General features: G+C 56.7%; 21 protein-coding genes and 1 pseudogene. 10 read left to right on the top strand and 12 right to left on the bottom strand.

Annotation, left to right across the window (positions count from 1 at the left end; genetic code table 11):
• Window positions 1–6 precede the first annotated feature (6 nt).
• Window positions 7–666: a TetR family transcriptional regulator C-terminal domain-containing protein gene (locus MWU51_RS02175; RefSeq protein ID WP_247034103.1), complete on the bottom strand. Its 660-nt coding sequence runs from the start codon at window positions 664–666 to the stop codon at window positions 7–9.
• A gap of 183 nt (window positions 667–849) precedes the next feature.
• Between MWU51_RS02175 and MWU51_RS02170 the strand changes: the two genes are divergently transcribed.
• Genes MWU51_RS02170 through MWU51_RS02140 form a run of 7 tightly spaced genes read left to right on the top strand, consistent with a single transcriptional unit; the run spans window position 850 to window position 7,395 of the window.
• The gene (locus MWU51_RS02170) at window positions 850–2,103 is read left to right on the top strand and encodes a Zn-dependent hydrolase (protein ID WP_247034101.1); all 1,254 of its coding nucleotides are present in this window, start codon (window positions 850–852) and stop codon (window positions 2,101–2,103) included.
• Window positions 2,100–2,342: a hypothetical protein gene (locus MWU51_RS02165; RefSeq protein ID WP_247034099.1), complete on the top strand. Its 243-nt coding sequence runs from the start codon at window positions 2,100–2,102 to the stop codon at window positions 2,340–2,342. Before MWU51_RS02170 ends, MWU51_RS02165 begins: the two co-directional genes overlap by 4 nt.
• A gap of 15 nt (window positions 2,343–2,357) precedes the next feature.
• The gene (gene hydA, locus MWU51_RS02160; protein ID WP_247034097.1) at window positions 2,358–3,812 is read left to right on the top strand and encodes a dihydropyrimidinase; all 1,455 of its coding nucleotides are present in this window, start codon (window positions 2,358–2,360) and stop codon (window positions 3,810–3,812) included.
• A 1-nt stretch (window position 3,813) separates the two neighbouring features.
• Window positions 3,814–4,596, top strand: a complete 783-nt coding sequence (locus MWU51_RS02155) for an ABC transporter ATP-binding protein (protein WP_247034095.1) — start codon at window positions 3,814–3,816, stop codon at window positions 4,594–4,596.
• The gene (locus MWU51_RS02150; protein ID WP_247034087.1) at window positions 4,589–5,524 is read left to right on the top strand and encodes an ABC transporter permease subunit; all 936 of its coding nucleotides are present in this window, start codon (window positions 4,589–4,591) and stop codon (window positions 5,522–5,524) included. Before MWU51_RS02155 ends, MWU51_RS02150 begins: the two co-directional genes overlap by 8 nt.
• Window positions 5,521–6,366: an ABC transporter permease gene (locus MWU51_RS02145; RefSeq protein ID WP_247034085.1), complete on the top strand. Its 846-nt coding sequence runs from the start codon at window positions 5,521–5,523 to the stop codon at window positions 6,364–6,366. Before MWU51_RS02150 ends, MWU51_RS02145 begins: the two co-directional genes overlap by 4 nt.
• 45 nt (window positions 6,367–6,411) lie before the next feature.
• On the top strand, window positions 6,412–7,395 hold the full coding sequence (locus MWU51_RS02140) for an ABC transporter substrate-binding protein (protein WP_247038655.1): 984 nt from the start codon (window positions 6,412–6,414) through the stop codon (window positions 7,393–7,395).
• 305 nt (window positions 7,396–7,700) lie between these two features.
• On the opposite strand, the pseudogene MWU51_RS02135 reads toward MWU51_RS02140, so the two are convergent.
• The 10 genes and pseudogenes from MWU51_RS02135 to MWU51_RS02085 form a co-directional block, all read right to left on the bottom strand.
• Window positions 7,701–7,979, bottom strand: a pseudogene (locus tag MWU51_RS02135) (NapC/NirT family cytochrome c); the annotation flags it as partial.
• A gap of 109 nt (window positions 7,980–8,088) precedes the next feature.
• A complete protein-coding gene (locus MWU51_RS02130; protein ID WP_247034083.1) occupies window positions 8,089–8,385 on the bottom strand; it encodes a nitrate reductase cytochrome c-type subunit in 297 nt (98 codons plus the stop codon).
• On the bottom strand, window positions 8,292–8,516 hold the full coding sequence (locus MWU51_RS02125) for a hypothetical protein (protein WP_247038880.1): 225 nt from the start codon (window positions 8,514–8,516) through the stop codon (window positions 8,292–8,294). The genes MWU51_RS02130 and MWU51_RS02125 overlap by 94 nt, the downstream gene beginning before the upstream one ends.
• A gap of 200 nt (window positions 8,517–8,716) precedes the next feature.
• Window positions 8,717–9,145 (bottom strand): 4Fe-4S binding protein, encoded by a 429-nt coding sequence (locus MWU51_RS02115; RefSeq protein ID WP_247034078.1) that lies wholly within the window; start codon window positions 9,143–9,145, stop codon window positions 8,717–8,719.
• A gap of 393 nt (window positions 9,146–9,538) precedes the next feature.
• On the bottom strand, window positions 9,539–9,676 hold the full coding sequence (locus MWU51_RS02110) for a hypothetical protein (protein WP_247034076.1): 138 nt from the start codon (window positions 9,674–9,676) through the stop codon (window positions 9,539–9,541).
• An 18-nt stretch (window positions 9,677–9,694) separates the two neighbouring features.
• Window positions 9,695–9,808 carry a hypothetical protein gene (locus MWU51_RS02105; protein WP_247034074.1) on the bottom strand — a complete coding sequence of 38 codons (114 nt, stop codon included), beginning with the start codon at window positions 9,806–9,808 and terminating at the stop codon, window positions 9,695–9,697.
• A gap of 107 nt (window positions 9,809–9,915) precedes the next feature.
• Window positions 9,916–10,095 carry a chaperone NapD gene (locus MWU51_RS02100; RefSeq protein WP_247034072.1) on the bottom strand — a complete coding sequence of 60 codons (180 nt, stop codon included), beginning with the start codon at window positions 10,093–10,095 and terminating at the stop codon, window positions 9,916–9,918.
• Between the two features lie 85 nt (window positions 10,096–10,180).
• Window positions 10,181–10,681: a ferredoxin-type protein NapF gene (napF, locus tag MWU51_RS02095; RefSeq protein WP_247034064.1), complete on the bottom strand. Its 501-nt coding sequence runs from the start codon at window positions 10,679–10,681 to the stop codon at window positions 10,181–10,183.
• 332 nt (window positions 10,682–11,013) lie between these two features.
• Window positions 11,014–12,396, bottom strand: coding sequence for a HAMP domain-containing sensor histidine kinase (locus MWU51_RS02090; protein ID WP_247034056.1), 1,383 nt, complete (start codon window positions 12,394–12,396; stop codon window positions 11,014–11,016).
• Window positions 12,393–13,052, bottom strand: coding sequence for a response regulator transcription factor (locus MWU51_RS02085; protein ID WP_247034054.1), 660 nt, complete (start codon window positions 13,050–13,052; stop codon window positions 12,393–12,395). Before MWU51_RS02085 ends, MWU51_RS02090 begins: the two co-directional genes overlap by 4 nt.
• A 114-nt stretch (window positions 13,053–13,166) precedes the next feature.
• On the opposite strand from MWU51_RS02085, the gene MWU51_RS02080 reads away from it, so the two are divergent.
• The 3 genes from MWU51_RS02080 to MWU51_RS02070 are packed head-to-tail and all read left to right on the top strand — an operon-like array spanning window position 13,167 to window position 15,768.
• Window positions 13,167–13,442 (top strand): lipid-A-disaccharide synthase N-terminal domain-containing protein, encoded by a 276-nt coding sequence (locus MWU51_RS02080; protein ID WP_247034052.1) that lies wholly within the window; start codon window positions 13,167–13,169, stop codon window positions 13,440–13,442.
• Window positions 13,439–15,010: a glycosyltransferase family 39 protein gene (locus MWU51_RS02075; RefSeq protein WP_247034050.1), complete on the top strand. Its 1,572-nt coding sequence runs from the start codon at window positions 13,439–13,441 to the stop codon at window positions 15,008–15,010. Before MWU51_RS02080 ends, MWU51_RS02075 begins: the two co-directional genes overlap by 4 nt.
• Window positions 15,007–15,768, top strand: coding sequence for a glycosyltransferase family 2 protein (locus MWU51_RS02070; protein WP_247034048.1), 762 nt, complete (start codon window positions 15,007–15,009; stop codon window positions 15,766–15,768). Before MWU51_RS02075 ends, MWU51_RS02070 begins: the two co-directional genes overlap by 4 nt.
• Before the next feature lie 49 nt (window positions 15,769–15,817).
• Here the strand turns inward: MWU51_RS02070 and MWU51_RS02065 are convergent, their stop codons facing one another.
• Window positions 15,818–18,583 carry a VWA domain-containing protein gene (locus MWU51_RS02065; protein WP_247034034.1) on the bottom strand — a complete coding sequence of 922 codons (2,766 nt, stop codon included), beginning with the start codon at window positions 18,581–18,583 and terminating at the stop codon, window positions 15,818–15,820.
• Between the last annotated feature and the right edge of the window lie 115 nt (window positions 18,584–18,698).

Raw genomic sequence — 18,698 nt, 5'->3', positions numbered from 1 at the left:
CCAATATCAACCCTCAGCCCTGATCCGGTTTGGCAGAGCAACCCCACAGAGCAGCAGATCTTTCACGGCTGTCTTGGTTTCGTCCCACTGCACATCGGTGAGCTCTTCGCCTTCGTTCAGTGTCGTGATCTGGTGAATGAAATCTGCGTAATGCTGCGTTGTTGCCCAAATCGCATAAAGCAAATGGCGCGCGCTGATCGGTCGGATCTGTTCATTTTTGATCCAGGTCTCGATCACCACGATCCGGTTTTCGGTCCAGGATCGCAGCTCGTCTTCCAGATAGTCCTGCACGATGGGCGCGCGCTGGATGATCTCGTTCGCCCAGACTTTCGAGCCATAGGGCCGCGTCCGCGCAAGATCCAGTTTGGTGTCGATATATTCGCCCAGCGCTTGAATCGGGTCATTGTCGACCCTGATACTGTCCGCCGCCGCACGCCAGATGTCAAAAATCTCGCCCACGACACGGCGATACAGCGCCTCTTTCGTCTCAAAGTAATAAACCACGTTCGACTTGGGCAGCCCCGCCACCGCCGCGATCCGACTGATCGAAGCGCCGGCATAACCAAACTCGGCAAACACTTTTTCGGCGGCAACCAGAATGCGGGCTGTCACCTCTTCGCGATTGCGGCTTTGGATGCCTCTTGTCGTCTTGTTCACGTCGCTCATCACACTCGTTGCTTGCGCAAAATCTGCACAGGGTTTCATCTTGTGGCACGAGTTTTGCGCAAAAAACAGGTGTTGTCTGCACGATCGGTCAGAAAAAGATTGACCGATCGTGCAGAAATCCGCCAGCCTGTGGGTAACGACGGAATCTAATTTCCGCACGCCGCAAGGCCGACCAAATGGGAGATGACTATGAGCCACGGGAAAAACCTGCGCATCAATCCTGACCGTCTTTGGGACAGCATTATGGAGATGGCCAAGATCGGGCCGGGCGTCGCGGGCGGTAACAATCGCCAGACCCTGACCGACGAAGACGCCGAAGGCCGCGCTCTGTTTCAAAGCTGGTGCGAGGCTGCGGGCTGCACCATGGGCGTCGATACGATGGGCAACATGTTTGCCACCCGCCCCGGCGAAGACCCCGACGCCCTGCCCGTCTATATGGGCTCGCACCTCGACACCCAACCGACCGGCGGCAAGTATGACGGGGTGCTGGGCGTGTTGGGTGGGCTTGAGGCCATCCGGACGATGAATGACCTGAGCGTCAAAACCAAACACCCGATTGTTCTGACCAACTGGACCAACGAAGAAGGCACGCGCTTTGCCCCTGCCATGCTGGCCTCTGGCGTGTTTGCCGGAAAGCACGCGCAAGACTGGGCCTATGACCGGGAGGATGCCGAGGGCAAGAAATTCGGAGATGAACTGAAGCGCATCGGTTGGGTCGGCGACGAGCAAGTCGGCGCACGCAAAATGCACGCGATGTTCGAGCTGCACATTGAACAAGGCCCCATTCTGGAAGCAGAGGGCAAAGACATCGGTGTCGTTACCCACGGCCAAGGTCTGAACTGGCTGGAAGTGACCATCATCGGCAAGGAAAGCCACACAGGCTCGACCCCCATGCCCATGCGGATCAACGCAGGACGTGGTTTGGCGCTGATCACCGAGCTGGTCCATGAGATCGCGATGAAACACCAGCCCAACGCGGTGGGGGCGATTGGCCATATCGACGTCTACCCGAACTCGCGCAACATCATCCCCGGCAAGGTCGTCTGCACCGTCGATTTCCGCTCGCACCTGCAAGAGGTGATCGACGCGATGATCGCCGAGTTTGACGAACGTGCGCCGAAGCTCTGTGCGGATATCGGCGTGGAAATGAGCTGGGAGATGGTCGGCACCTTCGACCCGCCCGCCTTTGACGAAGGCTGCGTGAAAGCCGTGCGCAATGCCGCGAAAGAACTGGGCTATAGCCACATGGATATCGTCTCGGGTGCAGGCCACGACGCCTGCTGGATCAACGAGATTTATCCCACCGCTATGATCATGTGCCCCTGTGTGGACGGACTATCCCATAACGAGGCAGAGGACATTTCCAAGGAATGGGCGGCGGCTGGCACGGATGTGCTGATGCACGCGGTGTTGGAAACGGCGGAGATTGTGGAGTGAAAATATATAGCGCTGACACAGGTCAGGTTGCATACAAAGTTAAATCTCGCTCGACAGGGAAAGCTCAGTATGACTGCTATCTAAAAAACCGACCAAACAACGAGAAAACCCATGCCATTTCTTTTGATACCATTGAAGAAGCAGCCCGGTTTCTAATCGACAATCCTGGATCGGGAATCCGGATGAACCCTGGAACAGCAATAATCAGCGAGAACGTGATTATTGCGCGCGATGAATAAACAAGGAGTCCCCAAATGACCAAAGTCATCAAAAACGGCACTGTCGTAACAGCGGACCTCACTTACAAAGCAGACGTCCTGATCGACAGTGGCAAGATCATCGAGATCGGGCCGGACCTGAAGGGCGACGAGACGCTCGACGCCACCGGTTGTTACGTCATGCCCGGCGGGATCGACCCGCACACGCACCTCGAAATGCCGTTCATGGGCACCTATTCCTCGGATGATTTCGAAAGCGGCACGCGGGCGGCGCTGGCCGGTGGCACCACGATGGTTGTCGATTTCGCTCTGCCAAACCAAGGGGAAAGCCTGCTGGACGCGTTGAAACGCTGGGACAATAAATCGACCCGCGCGAACTGCGACTACTCGTTCCATATGGCGGTCACGTGGTGGGGCGAGCAAGTGTTCGACGACATGAAAACCGTCGTTCAGGAACGCGGCATCAACACGTTCAAGCACTTCCTTGCCTATAAGGGCGCGCTGATGGTGAATGACGACGAGCTCTTCGCCTCGTTCAACCGTCTGGCCGAGCTGGGCGCGACCCCGATGGTCCATGCTGAAAACGGCGATGTGGTCGCGGAACTCTCCGCCAAGCTGCTGGCCGAGGGCAACACGGGGCCTGAAGCACATGCCTATTCCCGCCCCTCTCAGGTCGAAGGGGAGGCCACCAACCGCGCGATCATGATTGCCGACATGGCCGGTGCACCGCTCTATGTCGTGCATGTGTCCTGCGAGGAAAGCCACGAAGCGATCCGCCGCGCCCGCATGCAGGGCAAACGCGTTTGGGGTGAGCCGCTGATCCAGCACCTGACACTGGATGAAAGCGAGTATTTCAACAAAGATTGGGACCATGCCGCGCGTCGCGTGATGTCGCCGCCCTTCCGCAACAAACAACACCAAGACAGCCTGTGGGCCGGTCTGCAATCGGGCAGCTTGTCGGTTGTTGCGACGGACCACTGCGCGTTTACAACGGAGCAGAAACGATATGGCGTTGGGGATTTCACCAAAATCCCAAACGGCACCGGCGGGCTTGAGGATCGGATGCCGATGCTTTGGACAAACGGCGTGGCCACGGGGCGCCTGACGATGAACGAATTTGTCGCCGTCACCTCGACCAACATCGCCAAAATCCTGAATTGCTATCCCAAGAAAGGCGCTGTTCTGGTGGGGGCGGATGCCGATCTTGTTGTCTGGGATCCCGAGAAAGAAAAGACCATCACGGCAGGCAACCAACAATCGGCTATCGACTATAACGTGTTCGAAGGTCACAAGGTCAAAGGCCTGCCCCGCTTCACGCTGACACGCGGACAGGTTGCTGTGCATGACGGCGAGATCAAGACGCAGGAAGGCCACGGCAAGTTTGTCGAACGCGAACCGAATGCGACGGTCAACACCGCACTCAGCAAATGGAAAGAACTGACCGCGCCACAGCCGGTCAAGCGCACCGGCATTCCGGCGACTGGGGTCTAAGTTGAACACAGAAACGGCGATTAAGGCCGAGAATCTCTCACTGACCTTTCAGACCAATGACGGCCCGGTTCATGCGCTCAAAGACGTATCGCTGGATATCAACAAGGGCGATTTCGTCAGCTTCATCGGCCCGTCGGGCTGTGGAAAGACAACGTTCCTGCGCTGCATGGCTGACTTGGAGGAGCCCACAGGTGGCTCGATCACGGTGAATGGTGTGTCGGCACGCGAGGCGCGTAAATCGCGCGCCTATGGCTATGTTTTCCAGCATGCCGGACTTTACCCGTGGCGCACAATCGGCAAGAACATCCGCTTGCCGCTTGAGATCATGGGCTATGCCAAAGCCGATCAGGATGCGCGCATCAAACGCGTTCTCGAACTGGTCGAACTGGACGGGTTTGAGAAGAAATTCCCGTGGCAGCTGTCTGGTGGGATGCAACAACGCGCCTCGATCGCGCGTGCGCTGGCGTTTGACGCGGACATTCTGTTGATGGACGAACCCTTTGGCGCGCTGGACGAGATTGTGCGCGACCACTTGAACGAACAGCTTTTGAAGCTGTGGGCCAAGACGCAGAAGACGATTGCTTTCGTCACCCACTCGATCCCCGAAGCGGTATATCTATCAACCAAAATCGTCGTCATGTCGCCTCGTCCTGGTCGGATATCGGATGTGATCGAGAATCCGCTGCCTGCGGTTCGCCCACTCGATATTCGCGACACGCAGGCGTTTCTGGATGTGGCCCACCGGGTGCGCGAAGGGCTGCGGGCAGGACACTCTTATGACTAAAACTGCACTTTCCGTTCTGACCGTATTGGCCGCCATGGTCGTCATCTGGTATTTGGCCGTCGCCCCCATGAACATTCGTGTCGCGCTGGATCAGGCCGAACGCTCGGGCGCCACGATAGATCCCCCTTCGGCGGTCGAACGGCGCGACATGTCAAGCTGGGTGTTGATGGTAAAGAACAGGGATCACATTTCCGACGGCTACAGCCTAGAGCGACCACGCCTTCCCACCCCGACACAGGTCGGTCAAGAGCTGTGGAAAACCACAGGCGCGATGGTCTTTAAAGGCCGCACATGGTCGAAACGATCGCTGATCTATCACGGTTGGATTACGCTGCAATCAACCTTCTGGGGGTTTCTTCTTGGCACGACGATCGGAATAGTTGGCGCGGTTGCCATTGTACAGTCGCGTGTGATCGAGATGTCGGTGATGCCCTGGGCCATCATATCCCAGGCCATTCCCATCGTGGCGCTGGCCCCGATGATCATCGTCCTGTCGTCGCAAGTGGGGATCGAGGGGCGCGGCTTTCCAAAGGCGCTGATCTCGTCTTACCTGTGCTTCTTTCCGGTCCTGGTCGGTATGGTAAAAGGTCTGCGATCCCCCACCGCCGAACAGATGGATTTGTTGAAAACCTACAGCGCGTCGGGCGTGCAGCGTTTCATGAAATTGAGGGTGCCTGCCTCCCTGCCCTATCTGTTTACATCGCTCAAGATCGGTATTGCCGCCGCCCTTGTCGGCGCTATCGTCGGTGAACTTCCGACGGGTGCAATCAGCGGCCTTGGTGCCCGCATCCTGATCGGCGATCAGTTTGGTACACCTCTGGCAATCTGGGCGGCACTGTTTGCCGCGGCTATTCTGGCAGGTGTGCTTGTCACCCTAGTTGACCGAACGCAACAAATACTGTTGCGACGGATGGGGATGTGCTCATGAATTGGTTGATGATTGCCGTCATCTTCTGGCTGGCAGCTTGGGCCGCAAATGTCGCGATGGTTCGGTCGAAGTGGTCCGAGACAAGGCTTGTGCGGTTTGTGGTGCCCGTGATCTTCGGTCTGACCATCGTGGTGGCATGGGAAGCCCTGGTCCATGCCTTCAACGTCTCGGCTGCAATTCTACCCCCACCCTCAGCTGTCGCGGACACATTTGCCAAATCAACCGGGATGTTGTGGGAAGATTTCACTCAAACCGTTCTGAAAGGTGCATTGCGTGGGTATTTCATCGGCGCAGCTGCTGCGTTCGTCGTGGCCGTCCTGATAGACCGATCGCCGTTTTTGACGCGCGGTCTTCTACCCATCGGCAACTTTGTTGCGGCGCTGCCAATTGTGGGTGTGGCTCCGATCCTGGTCAGCTGGTTCGGTTTTGACTGGCATTCGAAAGCCGCCGTCGTGGTTGTTATGGTGTTCTTCCCCGTGCTCGTGAACACGGTTCAGGGGTTGCGCGAAACTGATGCAATGCTGCGCGACCTGATGAAGACATATGCCGCTGGGTATTTCAAAACTCTGTGGAAGCTGCGCATTCCGGCCGCTATGCCCTTTATCTTCAACGGTTTGAAGGTCGGTGCCACGCTCGCCCTGATCGGTGCAATTGTGGCCGAGTACTTTGGGTCGCCCACCCGCGGAATGGGATTTCGCATCTCAACCGGAGTCGGCAGCTTGTCAATTGATCTGGTTTGGGCCGAGATCGTTGTCGCAGCATTGGCAGGCACGCTTTTCTATGGTGTGGTTGCATGGTTCGAAAAGAAGGTGACATTCTGGCACCCATCCCAACGAGGCTGAGCTAAGACTAAAAAACATAAGTTCAACAAGGAGAGAGACATGAATATCAAAACAGTGATCGGGGCCACAACCCTGGCGCTTGCGTCGGGCACCGCAATGGCGGCAGATGACGTCACTTTGCAGCTTAAATGGGTCACACAATCCCAGTTCGCGGGCTATTATGTCGCGTTGGACCAAGGGTTCTATACCGAAGAAGATTTGAACGTCACCGTCCTGCCCGGTGGGCCTGACATCGCCCCCACGCAGGTTATTGCTGGTGGCGGCGCAGATGTAATTGTTGAATGGATGCCTGCCGCACTTGCCGCGCGTGAAAAAGGTCTGCCGCTTGTCAATATTGCACAGCCTTTCGCTTCGTCCGGCATGATGCTGACCTGCTGGGGTGACGTCGGCATCGAAAGCCCCGATGATCTGACCAACCGCACGCTTGGCGTCTGGTTCTTCGGTAACGAGTTCCCGTTCATGAGCTGGATGTCCAAAATGGGCGTCGCGACTGATGGAGCCAGCGAGAATGGCGTCGAAGTTCTGAAGCAAGGCTTCAACGTCGATCCCCTTCTGCAACGTCAGGCCGATTGCATCTCGACGATGACCTATAACGAATACTGGCAGGTTATCGACGCGGGTGTCACGCCAGAAGAGTTGATCACCTTCAAATACGAAGACCAAGGCGTCGCAACGCTGGAAGATGGTCTTTACGTCATGGAAGAAAACTTGAGCGACGAGGCCTTTGTCGACAAGATGGAACGCTTTGTGCGCGCGTCGATGAAAGGCTGGAAATGGGCCGAGGAAAACCCGGAAGATGCTGCGATGATCGTTCTGGAATATGACGAAACCGGTGCGCAGACCGAAAAGCATCAGGTGCGCATGATGGGCGAGATTGCCAAACTGACCGCAGGATCAAACGGCGCGCTGGACCCCGCCGCGTATGAGCGGACGGTCGAGACATTGTTGACCGGCGGTTCTGATCCGGTGATCACCAAAGAGCCAGAAGGTGCTTGGACCAGCGCAATTACGGATGCGGTTTTGAACTGATAAAATCATATAAATGAAGAACGGCGCGCTGAGATCAGCGCGCCGTTTTGTTATTGGTGGGTGCGAGAAGTCCTAGTTCGACCTCCCTGACAGATATCCGTCCAACACTTCCTTCGCATCGGCCACAACGCGCCCATTGGGAAAACTCAAGCCGCCTTCAGCCGCTAGCTGGTTCGACAATTCCTGACAGCTTTTTTCCCAGTTTTCCGACAACTCATGCGCAACGCCTTGGAGTCAGTCGTCTTCATGCGATGCCACTCACGCGTCGCCGTGACAAACCGGTGATCTTCGAACTTCTCGCGCGTTCAGATGGATCTGGCGATGAAGTGGCCGTAAAGCTTTTTCAACGCTTGTATCTTGCGCACGATCTTCGGGCCCCAATCCTTGGGCACCTGACAATCTAGGCAGGTCGCCCGCACGCCAGAGCTGTTGTTTTGGTGAACTGTGCCCTGATACTCGGCATAGACGTTAAATTCCATCTCATGGCACCAGATGCAGAGCTTCTCGGTATTGGTCATTTCAAGCGTCCAGTGAAAGTCGCCCCAGAAAAGAACTCCGGCGGCAAAGCCTGCAACCAGAATGACACCAAAGGAAACTGCCCCTGCTGGCGACCAGAATTTACGCCATGTTCAGCGGATGAAACCGGGGTTTGTATTAGACATGCCCCTTATCCTCTTCGATGTTAATCCGGTTTCAGTTCGACGGTTTGAATGTGTTGTCGACCAGTTCGGGTGTGTCGGCCTCTGGCACGTGACACTGTTTGCAGCACCAACGTGTGCCAGCGATTGTGTCCATCTGATTGCCTTCCCGATCCAGATAATGGGTCATGGAAGGCGTCGGCGCCCGATGAACATCAGCCACGGTCCAGTCATGGCAAGACGGGCATCGGTTGGCTCTTAGGTCGATCTGATACTGGTCGATCGAGTGCGGCACCAAAGGTGGTTGCTGGCGATAATTGCGTGCAAATCGGATTTCTTTCTGGTGTAACACGTCCTTGACAACAACAGGGGCAGATACATCAGCCCCACGCAGTATCTGACGCCACCGGTAATTTGCGCGACGGCAACGGAGGCCAGAAGCGTCGGGACGACGATCACGCTGATCAAGGGATGCTTTTTCATTTGGGCATCTCCCGTATTCTTGTGTCTCAGGCCACGCGATTGGCGTCGGATTGACGTTGTTTAGGCCGGCGTGCCGCGCGGGCTGGCGCAGGGGTGATCACTTGCATTTCGGGGCAGACCGCAAGACAGTCCATACAGTCGTCGCATTCGGCGCGGTTCACCGCACTGACTCTGAGGACTGATCCGTGATCCAGCAGACCCTAGAACGTGCCGACCGGGCACAGCTGTCCGCACCATCCTCGGCGCGACACGAACACATCGAACGGCAAGACGGCAAGAACAAAGGTCCAGGCAAAACCCATCCCGAAAATCAGACCACGATGCAGAATGGAAATCGGGTTCACAAACTCCCAGGCATTGGTGCCAGTCAGGGCGGACACGATCAGCACCATACCCAACACCCAGTAACGCGTATACCGTTTGGGTTGCCAGCCTTTGGCAAAGCCCAGCTTGTCGTGCAGCCAGTGGGCGCTGTCGGTCACCAGGTTGATCGGGCAGACCCAACTACAATTGACGTGCCCGCCAATCAGCGCATAGGTCACGCCAACAATCAGCGCACCAATGATGGCCGTCATCTCGGGCCAGTGTTGGGCGACCATCCCTCGCAGCAGGACAGACGGGTCGGTCAACGGCAGGAAATCAAGGGTCTACGACCCGGCCAAATTGCCTTTCACCGACCAGACCCCGAACCACGGGCAAGAAAGTACAGACCAAGGAAGGAAGCCTGTGACAGGCGACGTAGGATCAAGAACCGATTGGCCAGCCACTAGCCTTGGTCCTGAATGGCCTCTTGCCCAACAGAAAGGGCGGCTTTCTCGCTCATTGTCCTGACCCTCCTATACCGGGCAGGTTGAAAGAGGGCGTGAAGCCGCCATCCATCGAAGGGCCCTTCAAGCCTTCCGTGCCCGGCAGATAGCCACCGGGGGCGGCAAGGTTTTCGGTGCCTGGTCTGGGCAGATGGTCGGGCTTTTTTCCCTCAGGCAGGCTTTCCACTTATCGGCCACCACGTAGAAGACTTCCTCCTAGCTGACCGGCTCAAATTGGCCCCTCTTGTCGTAAACGCCTTTCGACTTGCGCAGTAGCGGCGTGGTTAGGCGGTCGGCGCCAAGCATGTTTTTGGACAGGAAATAGCCCTTGATGTAGTTTAGACCACGGTTCACCGAGGTTTCCGTGTTGCCTTACGTGGCCACGGCGCGGCCGTGTTTGACGTCCACAAGCACCGAACAGCTTGTGCGGCAGAACCGACACGCCGCCTTGTCCCACCGGATATCGGGAGAATTGGGTTGCGCCATAGCGCCATTGGGCAGCGTGATTACCTGCGGCCGAGGCGGTCGCGGCGGCGGCGCCGGCCTTCAATTAAGGTCGCAGGATAAAGTCATCTAGATGGTTTGTCTGCCGATTAGTACTTGGTCGTCGAAGCGGCGGCAGAGACGCCGTCGTGTTCTTCGAAATGGTGATTTATCAGGGTGATGGTCAAAACGCCGGGGATCTGGTGCATCTCCCTGATCTGGTCGGATGCACGCATATCTGGCGTGTCTTCTAAGTTCAAAACGACGCGACCGTCTTTGTAGGCATGCACTTCACTCGCTGGGTGGCGTCAATCGCGGTTATGACTGTCTCGGCCAAATCTGGCATCGTGTGTACCAGATAGCCACAGACGTTCATCATGGGCGAACTTCCGTTTCTGATTTGATCTTCTTGAAGGAAATGGCCCCGACGGGGCAGGCCGTCGAACAGCCCCCACAGCCATTGCACAGGGCTTCGTCCAGCACCGGCTGGGCGCGGCCTTCGGATTGCAACTGAAATCCGATCGCGCGTTGGTCGCAAAGGTCTTCGCAAGAGCGGCAGTTTACGCCGTTCATCGACAGGCAGTCGCTGCCCACATCCCCGCGCCACAGCCATTCGTTCTCTGGCGTCAGCGCGCCAAAGTCACAGGCATCGGTGCAGGCATGGCAGAACGTGCAAGCCCCGGCGTTGAAATCCAGGAACGGGCGTTCGCCCGCGTCTTTCATAATGATGCCTTCGGGGCAGGCCGTCGCGCATTCACCACACTGGGTGCAGGCGTCATGGAACTCTGCCTCTGGACCCGCGCCAGGGGGCCGCTGGCGAGGGGCCTCTTGAACCTTGCCTTTCAGGAAGGCGCGTCTGGTGGGTGATGCAGACATATGACGACTCGCTCGCTGGTTGCTGGCTCTGACATCGTGTTTAAACCCGACAAGTGTGCGACCTATTGACTTGGATCAAAGAAAGCAGTGATTTGCCCGCGCTCTTGCTTCACAGGAAAAGTGCATTGTTTGAATGCGTTGTGGAACGAGACGCATATACCGTTGTTATTCAAAAATATTTTCTAACCACACGGTTCTCAGCTCACCAGGCTGCACCGATACTGAACGATGAAACTTTTTTCAGCTACTGCCCCGGTCGGTCCACCTACCTGCAGCGCACTGGGCCTATGGCACCACCATTTCTCTCGCTCACTTTCGGCGTTCGCGCTGGGTCAACTGTACGTGGTTTTCGGATTATCTAATGGTGCGACGAAACTTGCTTCAAATCCCCTACCCTTTCCACTGGCCGGTGATTTAAGGATCAGTCGGCCACCCGAATGACGCGCGATCTTGTTGGCGATATAAAGGCCCAGCCCAAATCCGTCCGAACCTTTCGTCCCTCGCTGAAAGCGGCGTGGCAAAAGCTCAAGTTCGGCTTGCGAAAAAACAGGCCCGTCATTTGCAATCCGCAGCATACCGGATTGTGTCAATTCAACTTCGATCAAAGTGTCCGGTGGCGCGTGTTGAAAAGCATTATCAATCAGGTTACCCGCGATCATCGCAAATGCGTCAGGGTCGAGTTTTGAAAGCACTGGCTGATCAGGCCGCACGACCCTCAGACGGGTCTGACGATCGGGATTTCTTTGACTTTCGCTCAGAACAACATCCATCAATTTGCCAAGGTCATGGGCGTCCTCAGACAGTCCGATCCCAGCCTCTGCACGTGCAAGCTGCAGTAGCCGCTCAACCAGACGGCTCATCCGCTTAAGCGCCTCTTCAATTGCCGCCAGCCTGCCTGCATCGTCTTCCCCAACCTCGGCGCGCATTCTCTGGGTTTGAGCCAGCGCGACAGCAACTGGTGTGCGCAATTCGTGCGCAGCATTGGTCGCGAAGGCGCGTTCACCGTCCAGCGCTTGTGACAGTCGGATCATAAAGCCGTTCAAGGTGGCAGTAATCGCACGCAACTCGGCAGGCTGATCACCTGCATCAATCGGATCAAGGCGAGCATCATTGCGCGCTTCAATTTCGTCGCGCATCCGTTCAAGCGGGGCTAGCGCGCGCTGCGCAATCCACATCACAGTCAGATATGCCAAAGGAAGAATGGCGACCATCGGAATGAACAGCGTCGTCAAACTTTCAAGATAGGCAGCCGATCGTTCCCTCAGCGGATCACCCACTTGCATCACAAAGCCTTCGCTGTTCTGTGATGTCGTATAAAACTTGTGGCTGACGACATCCGAAAAGCCAGTTGTACCCAATGGAGGAAATTCGACTTCCCCTCCGCCTAACGAAATCATCAGAACCGCCCCCGACCGGTCAAGCAGGCGGTAGACCAAACCGGCATCGTCCGCTTCAATTACATTGCGTTTGTCAAACCGGGGATTATGCCCAATTTCGACTGGAAAAGTAGCCCCCGCGTCTTGCGCAACCCGGTAATCTGCGACCATGGCCGGCAGGTATATCTGCGCAGTTTCCCGAATAATTGTGTCTGCAAGTTCCTGCTGCTCATGGCGCAGCACCACAGCTGTGGCAACAAGCGCAAGCAGCCAAATCGCGGCAAACCCCAATATTACAAAGCGCGACAAGCGTCGCGCCAGACTTTTGCGCGCGCTCATCCCTGCCCCATCCGATACCCAAAACCCCGCACAGTCTCGATTGCACCACGCCCGAGTTTTGCACGCATACGACTGATATGGGCCTCGATTGCATTGCTTTCGACTTCGTTGCCAAACCCATAGAGTGCGTCTTCGAATTCGGTTTTCGCGACGGTGACGCCCGGACGTCGGCTGAGCCTGTCCAGTATTTCCCACTCCTTCGCAGTCAGTCCCACCGGCAGACCATCCTTAAGTACGGTTTTAGTCGCAGGAACCACGCTGATCGGCCCGAACTGACGCAGGGCTGCCCGGCTGCTGTCTGCCCGGCGTAGGATGGCGGCGATACGCGCAACCATTTCGTCCAGATCATAAGGTTTGACAAGGTAATCATCGGCCCCTGCTTCCAACCCCGCGATACGCTCCATGATACGATCACGTGCGGTGGCGATCAGAACGGGTGTCTCGACAGACCGGTTGCGCAAATCACGTACCAACGACAAGCCGTCACCATCGGGCAAGTGCAAATCAAGAAGCACAAGATCATAAGCCGTGGTGCGCACTGCGGCCAGCGCGTCTTGCAGGACCCCGGTCGTATCCACGGCGTGGCCCGCGGCCCTCAAATGATCGGCCACGGCGCCAGCCAAATCGCGCTCATCTTCGACAACCAACAATCGCATTCAGATCTTCATCCATTTTTCGCCACAATAGGGCATCCGTCAGCAATCGGTAAGGTGGTGATGCGATCAGCCTGCCGCCGGCAATGCCCGCCGGTTGGCAAAGGTGAGATTTTCATGTCAGTCAGCACAATATGGCTTGGGATCGGTTTTCTGGGACAAGCGCTTTTTACATCCAGATTTCTGGTTCAGTGGATCGTCAGTGAGCGGCGGGGCGAAAGCGTTGTGCCGCTAGCATTCTGGTGGTTTAGTCTCGCCGGTGGCCTGACCTTGCTGTCCTATGCCATCTGGCGCCAAGATCCTGTATTCATACTTGGCCAGGCAACCGGTTTGATCGTCTATGTGCGAAACCTGATCCTGATCAGACGCCGACGCGGAATGGCCTCGTCATGAGACCGATTATAGCCGCGCGCTGGACCCTTATCGCCTTTTTTCTGGTCGCAGTGGCTGGAACGTTGCTGCGCCCCCTGACCCCGATTGACGAGACACGCTATGTCGCCGTTGCATGGGAGATGTGGCAAAGCGGCAATTACTTTGTTCCAACCAAAAACTACGACATTTACACACATAAACCCCCCCTTCTGTTCTGGGCCATCAATCTGATCTGGATGTTCAGTGGAGTTTCCGAATTGACGGCGCGATTGGTCGGACCGCTGTTTGCTGTGCTTGCCATCTTGTTGACAGGACGGTTGGCAACCAAACTTTGGCCCGATGACCCATCCATCGGGTCGCGCACTATCATGGTGCTGGCTGCGATGACCATCTTCTCCGTATCGGGTGGATTGACAATGTTCGACGCCTTGTTAGCGACTGCGGCACTTGCCGGGATGCTGGCCTTGGTGAATGCGGTTGATACCGGGGATCGCCGCTGGTGGGTGGGCGTTGGGGCTGCGTTGGCGATGGGTGTGCTTGCGAAAGGGCCGGTTATACTTGTTCACGTCGGCCCAGCAATGGTTCTGGTGCCCTTTTGGGCAAGATCATGGCGTGATTGCAGTTGGCGGTGGACGGCATCTGGCGTTGGTATCGCCTTGGCCACCGCACTTGGAGTTGTGGCGCTTTGGCTGGTGCCTGCGATCCTGACCGGTGGTCCAGCTTATCGTGACGAAATTCTTTGGACGCAAAGCGCAGGGCGGATCAGCAGTTCATTTGCCCATGCCCGTCCGTGGTGGTGGTTCACTGCCCTTCTTCCACTGCTTTTGTTTCCTTGGTTCTTCGTGCCAGCGGTTTGGCAAGCCGCTGTCAAAGCGCGATGGCGCGACGCTGGGCTGAGTCTGGCTGCAATCTGGGCAACATCGGCGTTGGTGCTGTTCAGTTTGATCAGCGGAAAACAGGTGCACTACCTTGTACCCGACCTTCCTGCTGTCGCCTTGATCGTGGCTCGGTTGCTGCCTCAAGGCACCTCAACCCGTCCGGTGGTCGCTATAATACCTTTGCTGATGGCCGCCATCGTCGCAGTTCTATCCGGTGCGGGGTTGATTGATCTGGGATCGGCAGCACTGTTGTTAGAGCCAACGACCAACCTGTTGGCCTGGGGATTGTTCATGCTGGCAGTTTGCTGGCTGGCTGTGCACAAAGGGGGCCTGTCTGGTCCGGTTATCCTGTCCCTTGGCACTATCTTGTCGCTAAACATTCTAATTGGCGTCAGCGCCATTCACGATGTGTTTGACACCAAGAAGATCGCCAGCATCGTCACCCCCTATCAGGAGGCAGGTATTGCCTATGTTGGTCGTCAGTATAACGCCGAGTTTAACTTTGCTGGTCGCCTGACTTCTCCGGTCGCCGAAATCATTGACCCTGCTGACTTACCCGTCTGGCAGGCCAATCACCCGGACGGGGTCATCATTGGCCGCCCGGGCGAGGTGGGACCAATCTGGCCGCCTTATCGTGAAATACTGTTCCGCAACGCGCCGCACGCCATCTGGCGGGTCGCTGACGCCCCCAAATCGGAGTCATCCTCATGACCAGACCCAACCCAGAGATCAGTGTCGTCATCCCGGCACGTGATGAAGTTGTTGCGATCAGCCCGCTTGTCGAACAGGTTGGGCAAGTTCTGCATGGTCAGGCTTTCGAAGTCATTGTAGTTGACGACGGATCAACAGACGGCACCCATCATGCCCTGATGCGACTGGCATCTGCCCATGACTGGCTCACCTGGTTGCAAAACGATCAAAGCGTCGGACAGTCGGCATCGATCCGGCGGGGCGTGCGCGCTGCGCGTGGTACGATCATCGTGACACTGGATGGTGACGGGCAAAACCCGCCCGATCAGATACCGATCTTGCTGGCCCCGTTTCTGGTAGAAGACTGCGAGGCATTGGGGCTGGTGCAGGGGCAGCGCGTTGGGCGCCAGGACACATCGGCGAAACGTTGGGCATCACGGGCTGCCAATGCGATCCGCGTGGCGCTGTTGAAGGATGGTGTGCGCGATTCCGGGTGCGGACTGAAAGCGTTCCGCCGCGAGGCATATTTCGACCTGCCATGGTTTAATCACATCCACCGGTTCATGCCCGCCATGATGTTGCGCGAAGGGTGGGAGGTGCAGACTGTGTCGGTATCCCATCAGGCACGCCAAGGTGGGCAGTCAAAATACTCGAACTTGCGACGCGCATTGGTCGGCATTCCCGACCTTTTGGGGGCTGCTTGGTTAATCCGGCGTGCCGGTCCGCCGCGTCATCCCAGAAAACCCGCAAGCGATCGGACACCGCGCTCGTCTGGATAAACGGCAGGTCTTCGGTTCTTAACTTTCTTGTCCATGCATACCGCAGGCGTCAGTTTACGGTCAGTGGGCGTCTGCCGATCGAGTTTTGGCCCTGTCCTGAAATATAATGCAGCATGTAGTCGCCCGGCTCGCTCGGCAATTGCAACATTGCTGGATTGCCGCTGGCCGTCGCCACCGAAGCTTCAACCGCATCTGATCCGATCTTCTTGATCGCGATCAAATCGGCTTCACCGTCCGGCCCAACCCAGAACACCTCGATCTGCTCGCTGGATGCGGCAGAGTCTGCGGCCTCAAGCACGGCTTCTTCGACAACAGCCGCGCTGGCTTCGACGACTTTCAACATGCGTCGTGCGAGTACCTTCTGCGGGTTGCCATGGGCGACATAGCGGATCAGGTAAGTGCCGGTTTCAACTGGAACCTTCAAACGAACGGGATTGCTGCGATTGGCATATTGATAGTGCAAATGTTTGCCAAGTTCTGACCCGATGACTGCCACTGATACGAAATCATTTTTGTTGGCAGGGCCAACAAAGGACACATCAATCTCGGTCCCCAAGACTGCTGTTTCAGGCGCATCAAGCACCACAGTGGCACCAACAATGCCGATCTCACGCGTTGCGAGAATACGTTGCGGGTTTCCGTGTGCAATATATCGCAACTGATAGGTCCCCGGCTCAAGTGGCAGTTTGACCTTCGATGGATTGCCACGGCTGGTATAGGCATAAGACGTATATTTATTGACCGGCTGGTCCGGCGCCGCCACCGAGACATAGTCGTTCCTGTTATCCGGCCCTTCCCAAGTGACGTCTATTGTGGCCCCGGCTTCGGCACTGTCAGCAGCTTCAAGCGCAACCTGAGCTGCATTGATCGTGATCTCACGCGTGGCCAACACCTTCGCTGGATTGCCATGAGCGATGTAACGAAGCTGATAAGTGCCCGGATCAAGCGGCATCTTCACCGATGCCGGATTGCCCCGCTGAGTATAGGCATAAGCCACATACTTGTTCGGCGCCTGATCGGCTGACGCCACTGAGATGTAGTCGTTCTTGTTGTCGGGGCCATCCCAAGTAACATCGATATGCGACCCGGCGATGGCATCAGGTTGCGCCTCAAGCGTGACTTGCGCTGCTACGACCGTGACCGGTCGAGTCGCGATGATTTTGGCGGGGTTACCATGGGCGATATAGCGCAGTTCATACGTGCCCGGATCAAGTGGCATCGTTACCGATAGCGGGTTGCCGCGGTTCGCATAGGTATAGTTGAGGTATTTATTTGGGTCCTGATCCGGCGCGGCAACCGAGATATAGTCATTCTTGTTGTCCGGCCCCACCCATTCAACATCGACAGCAGCCCCAGCGACAACTTGATCTGGGGCTGTCAGTGATGCGCTGACTGGCAAGACTTCGACTGGACGACGGGCCAGAACACGCACGGGATTACCTTGGGCGACATAGCGAAGCTCGTAGGTTCCCGGCTCGATCGGGCTTGTGACTTCGGCAGGATTGCCGCGGTTGGTATAGGCATACTTCTCGTAGGCGTTATCGTCCGCGTCTGGCACTGTGATTGCTATGTAATCATTTTTATAACCCGGACCATCCCATTTGACATCCAGAACTGCCCCTGCCGCCACGTCATTAGCGGCCTCCAGAGTGACGGTCAGATCGGAAACATCTATCGGACGAGTTGCTGTAACTGCCGGCCTGCCTTTGCCGCTTCGGATGTAACGCAGTTCATACGTGCCGGGCGTCAGCGGCAGTGTCAGAGGCAAGGGATTGCCTTTCGAGATATAGGTGTAATTGCGATAGGTTCCGGGTTCTGCATCTGGGGGCACGACCGTGACATAATCATTCTCGCCGATCTCGGCATCCCAAGCGACCTCAATCGTCGATCCGATAGGGGCTGTGTCGACTGCTTCCAATGACGCCCGATGGGTGATTTCTGGCAATTCAAGCGTGACAGTCTTTGCCTGATCGGTGACGCTGAAGCCAGTTTCAGTTGCCGCCTCATCTTCAAGTCGCAAAACGGAAACGGTATAGTCACCGGGCAACAAATCAAGCTGCGTGGTGCCGGTGGGTGCAGTCTGACCGCCGGTGCCTTCAGGTGTGAAGCCCCAGACCAGTCCTTCACCGATCACCGGGCCGCCTTTGCCCAATGTCGCACGAAACGAAATGGTGACCGGTTCGGGCTCCGGCTTGGGTGTCGATGCAATTTCGACCAACGCGGCCCCAAGTTCGCTTGCGTCAGCGGCCGACCGGAAAGTGCCCCCGGTTTCCGCTGCCAGACATTGCATTTGCGCCATGGCTTCGGGGTCATTGATATCGAATCCGATCACGTGGGCGGTGAAATCCACGCCCGCCGCCTCAAGCGCGCGGGCGGCCGCACAAGGATCTGGGTTGCAGGTTTCGATTCCGTCCGACACAAGGATCACAGTCGCCTTTTCTTCGGTATATCGAAGCGATTGCGCGGCCGCGATGACCGCATCCGTCATCGGTGTCTTGCCCTTAGGCTTGATCGCATTTACCGCCGTCGAGATCGCTGACTGAGTTCCTGACCTCGGTGCGACCAGCGTTTCGATATCCGTGCAGTCTCCTTTGCGACGATGCCCATAGACGGTCAGACCAAGGGCTTGATCCGTCGGAAGTGTTTGCAACAGATCGTCGATCACTTCCTGTGCAATGGTGATCTTGGCGGTTCCATCAACTTGCCCCCACATCGAACCGGATCCATCCAGAACAAGCACCGTAGAGGCGCGATCCTGAGCAGTGGCTGGAAGTACAAATCCGAGAAATAGGATAAAAGCAGCAAGATAACGCATGTCGACCCCCCCCGATCATTTACCTGACAGGATGCAGATTTCGGAGGAAATTTCTAGTCAGAAGCACGTTTTCAGACAAGCTCGCCCGTGCTTAGAATGGTCACGTGTCGAATTT

The organism is Aliiroseovarius sp. F47248L (assembly GCF_023016085.1).
Classification (GTDB): Bacteria; Pseudomonadota; Alphaproteobacteria; order Rhodobacterales; family Rhodobacteraceae; genus Aliiroseovarius.
This window is presented reverse-complemented; position numbering and strand designations above follow the sequence as displayed.

What these genes read in the sequence shown, in the direction of transcription:
- MWU51_RS02175 (WP_247034103.1), bottom strand. Translation starts at nt 666, where the DNA reads ATGAGCGACGTGAACAAGACGACAAGAGGCATCCAAAGCCGCAATCGC.
- MWU51_RS02170 (WP_247034101.1), top strand. Translation starts at nt 850, where the DNA reads ATGACTATGAGCCACGGGAAAAACCTGCGCATCAATCCTGACCGTCTT.
- hydA (WP_247034097.1), top strand. Translation starts at nt 2,358, where the DNA reads ATGACCAAAGTCATCAAAAACGGCACTGTCGTAACAGCGGACCTCACT.
- MWU51_RS02150 (WP_247034087.1), top strand. Translation starts at nt 4,589, where the DNA reads ATGACTAAAACTGCACTTTCCGTTCTGACCGTATTGGCCGCCATGGTC.
- MWU51_RS02145 (WP_247034085.1), top strand. Translation starts at nt 5,521, where the DNA reads ATGAATTGGTTGATGATTGCCGTCATCTTCTGGCTGGCAGCTTGGGCC.
- MWU51_RS02125 (WP_247038880.1), bottom strand. Translation starts at nt 8,516, where the DNA reads ATGAAAAAGCATCCCTTGATCAGCGTGATCGTCGTCCCGACGCTTCTG.
- MWU51_RS02105 (WP_247034074.1), bottom strand. Translation starts at nt 9,808, where the DNA reads ATGGCGCAACCCAATTCTCCCGATATCCGGTGGGACAAGGCGGCGTGT.
- napF (WP_247034064.1), bottom strand. Translation starts at nt 10,681, where the DNA reads ATGTCTGCATCACCCACCAGACGCGCCTTCCTGAAAGGCAAGGTTCAA.
- MWU51_RS02090 (WP_247034056.1), bottom strand. Translation starts at nt 12,396, where the DNA reads ATGAGCGCGCGCAAAAGTCTGGCGCGACGCTTGTCGCGCTTTGTAATA.
- MWU51_RS02085 (WP_247034054.1), bottom strand. Translation starts at nt 13,052, where the DNA reads ATGCGATTGTTGGTTGTCGAAGATGAGCGCGATTTGGCTGGCGCCGTG.
- MWU51_RS02080 (WP_247034052.1), top strand. Translation starts at nt 13,167, where the DNA reads ATGTCAGTCAGCACAATATGGCTTGGGATCGGTTTTCTGGGACAAGCG.
- MWU51_RS02075 (WP_247034050.1), top strand. Translation starts at nt 13,439, where the DNA reads ATGAGACCGATTATAGCCGCGCGCTGGACCCTTATCGCCTTTTTTCTG.
- MWU51_RS02070 (WP_247034048.1), top strand. Translation starts at nt 15,007, where the DNA reads ATGACCAGACCCAACCCAGAGATCAGTGTCGTCATCCCGGCACGTGAT.
- MWU51_RS02065 (WP_247034034.1), bottom strand. Translation starts at nt 18,583, where the DNA reads ATGCGTTATCTTGCTGCTTTTATCCTATTTCTCGGATTTGTACTTCCA.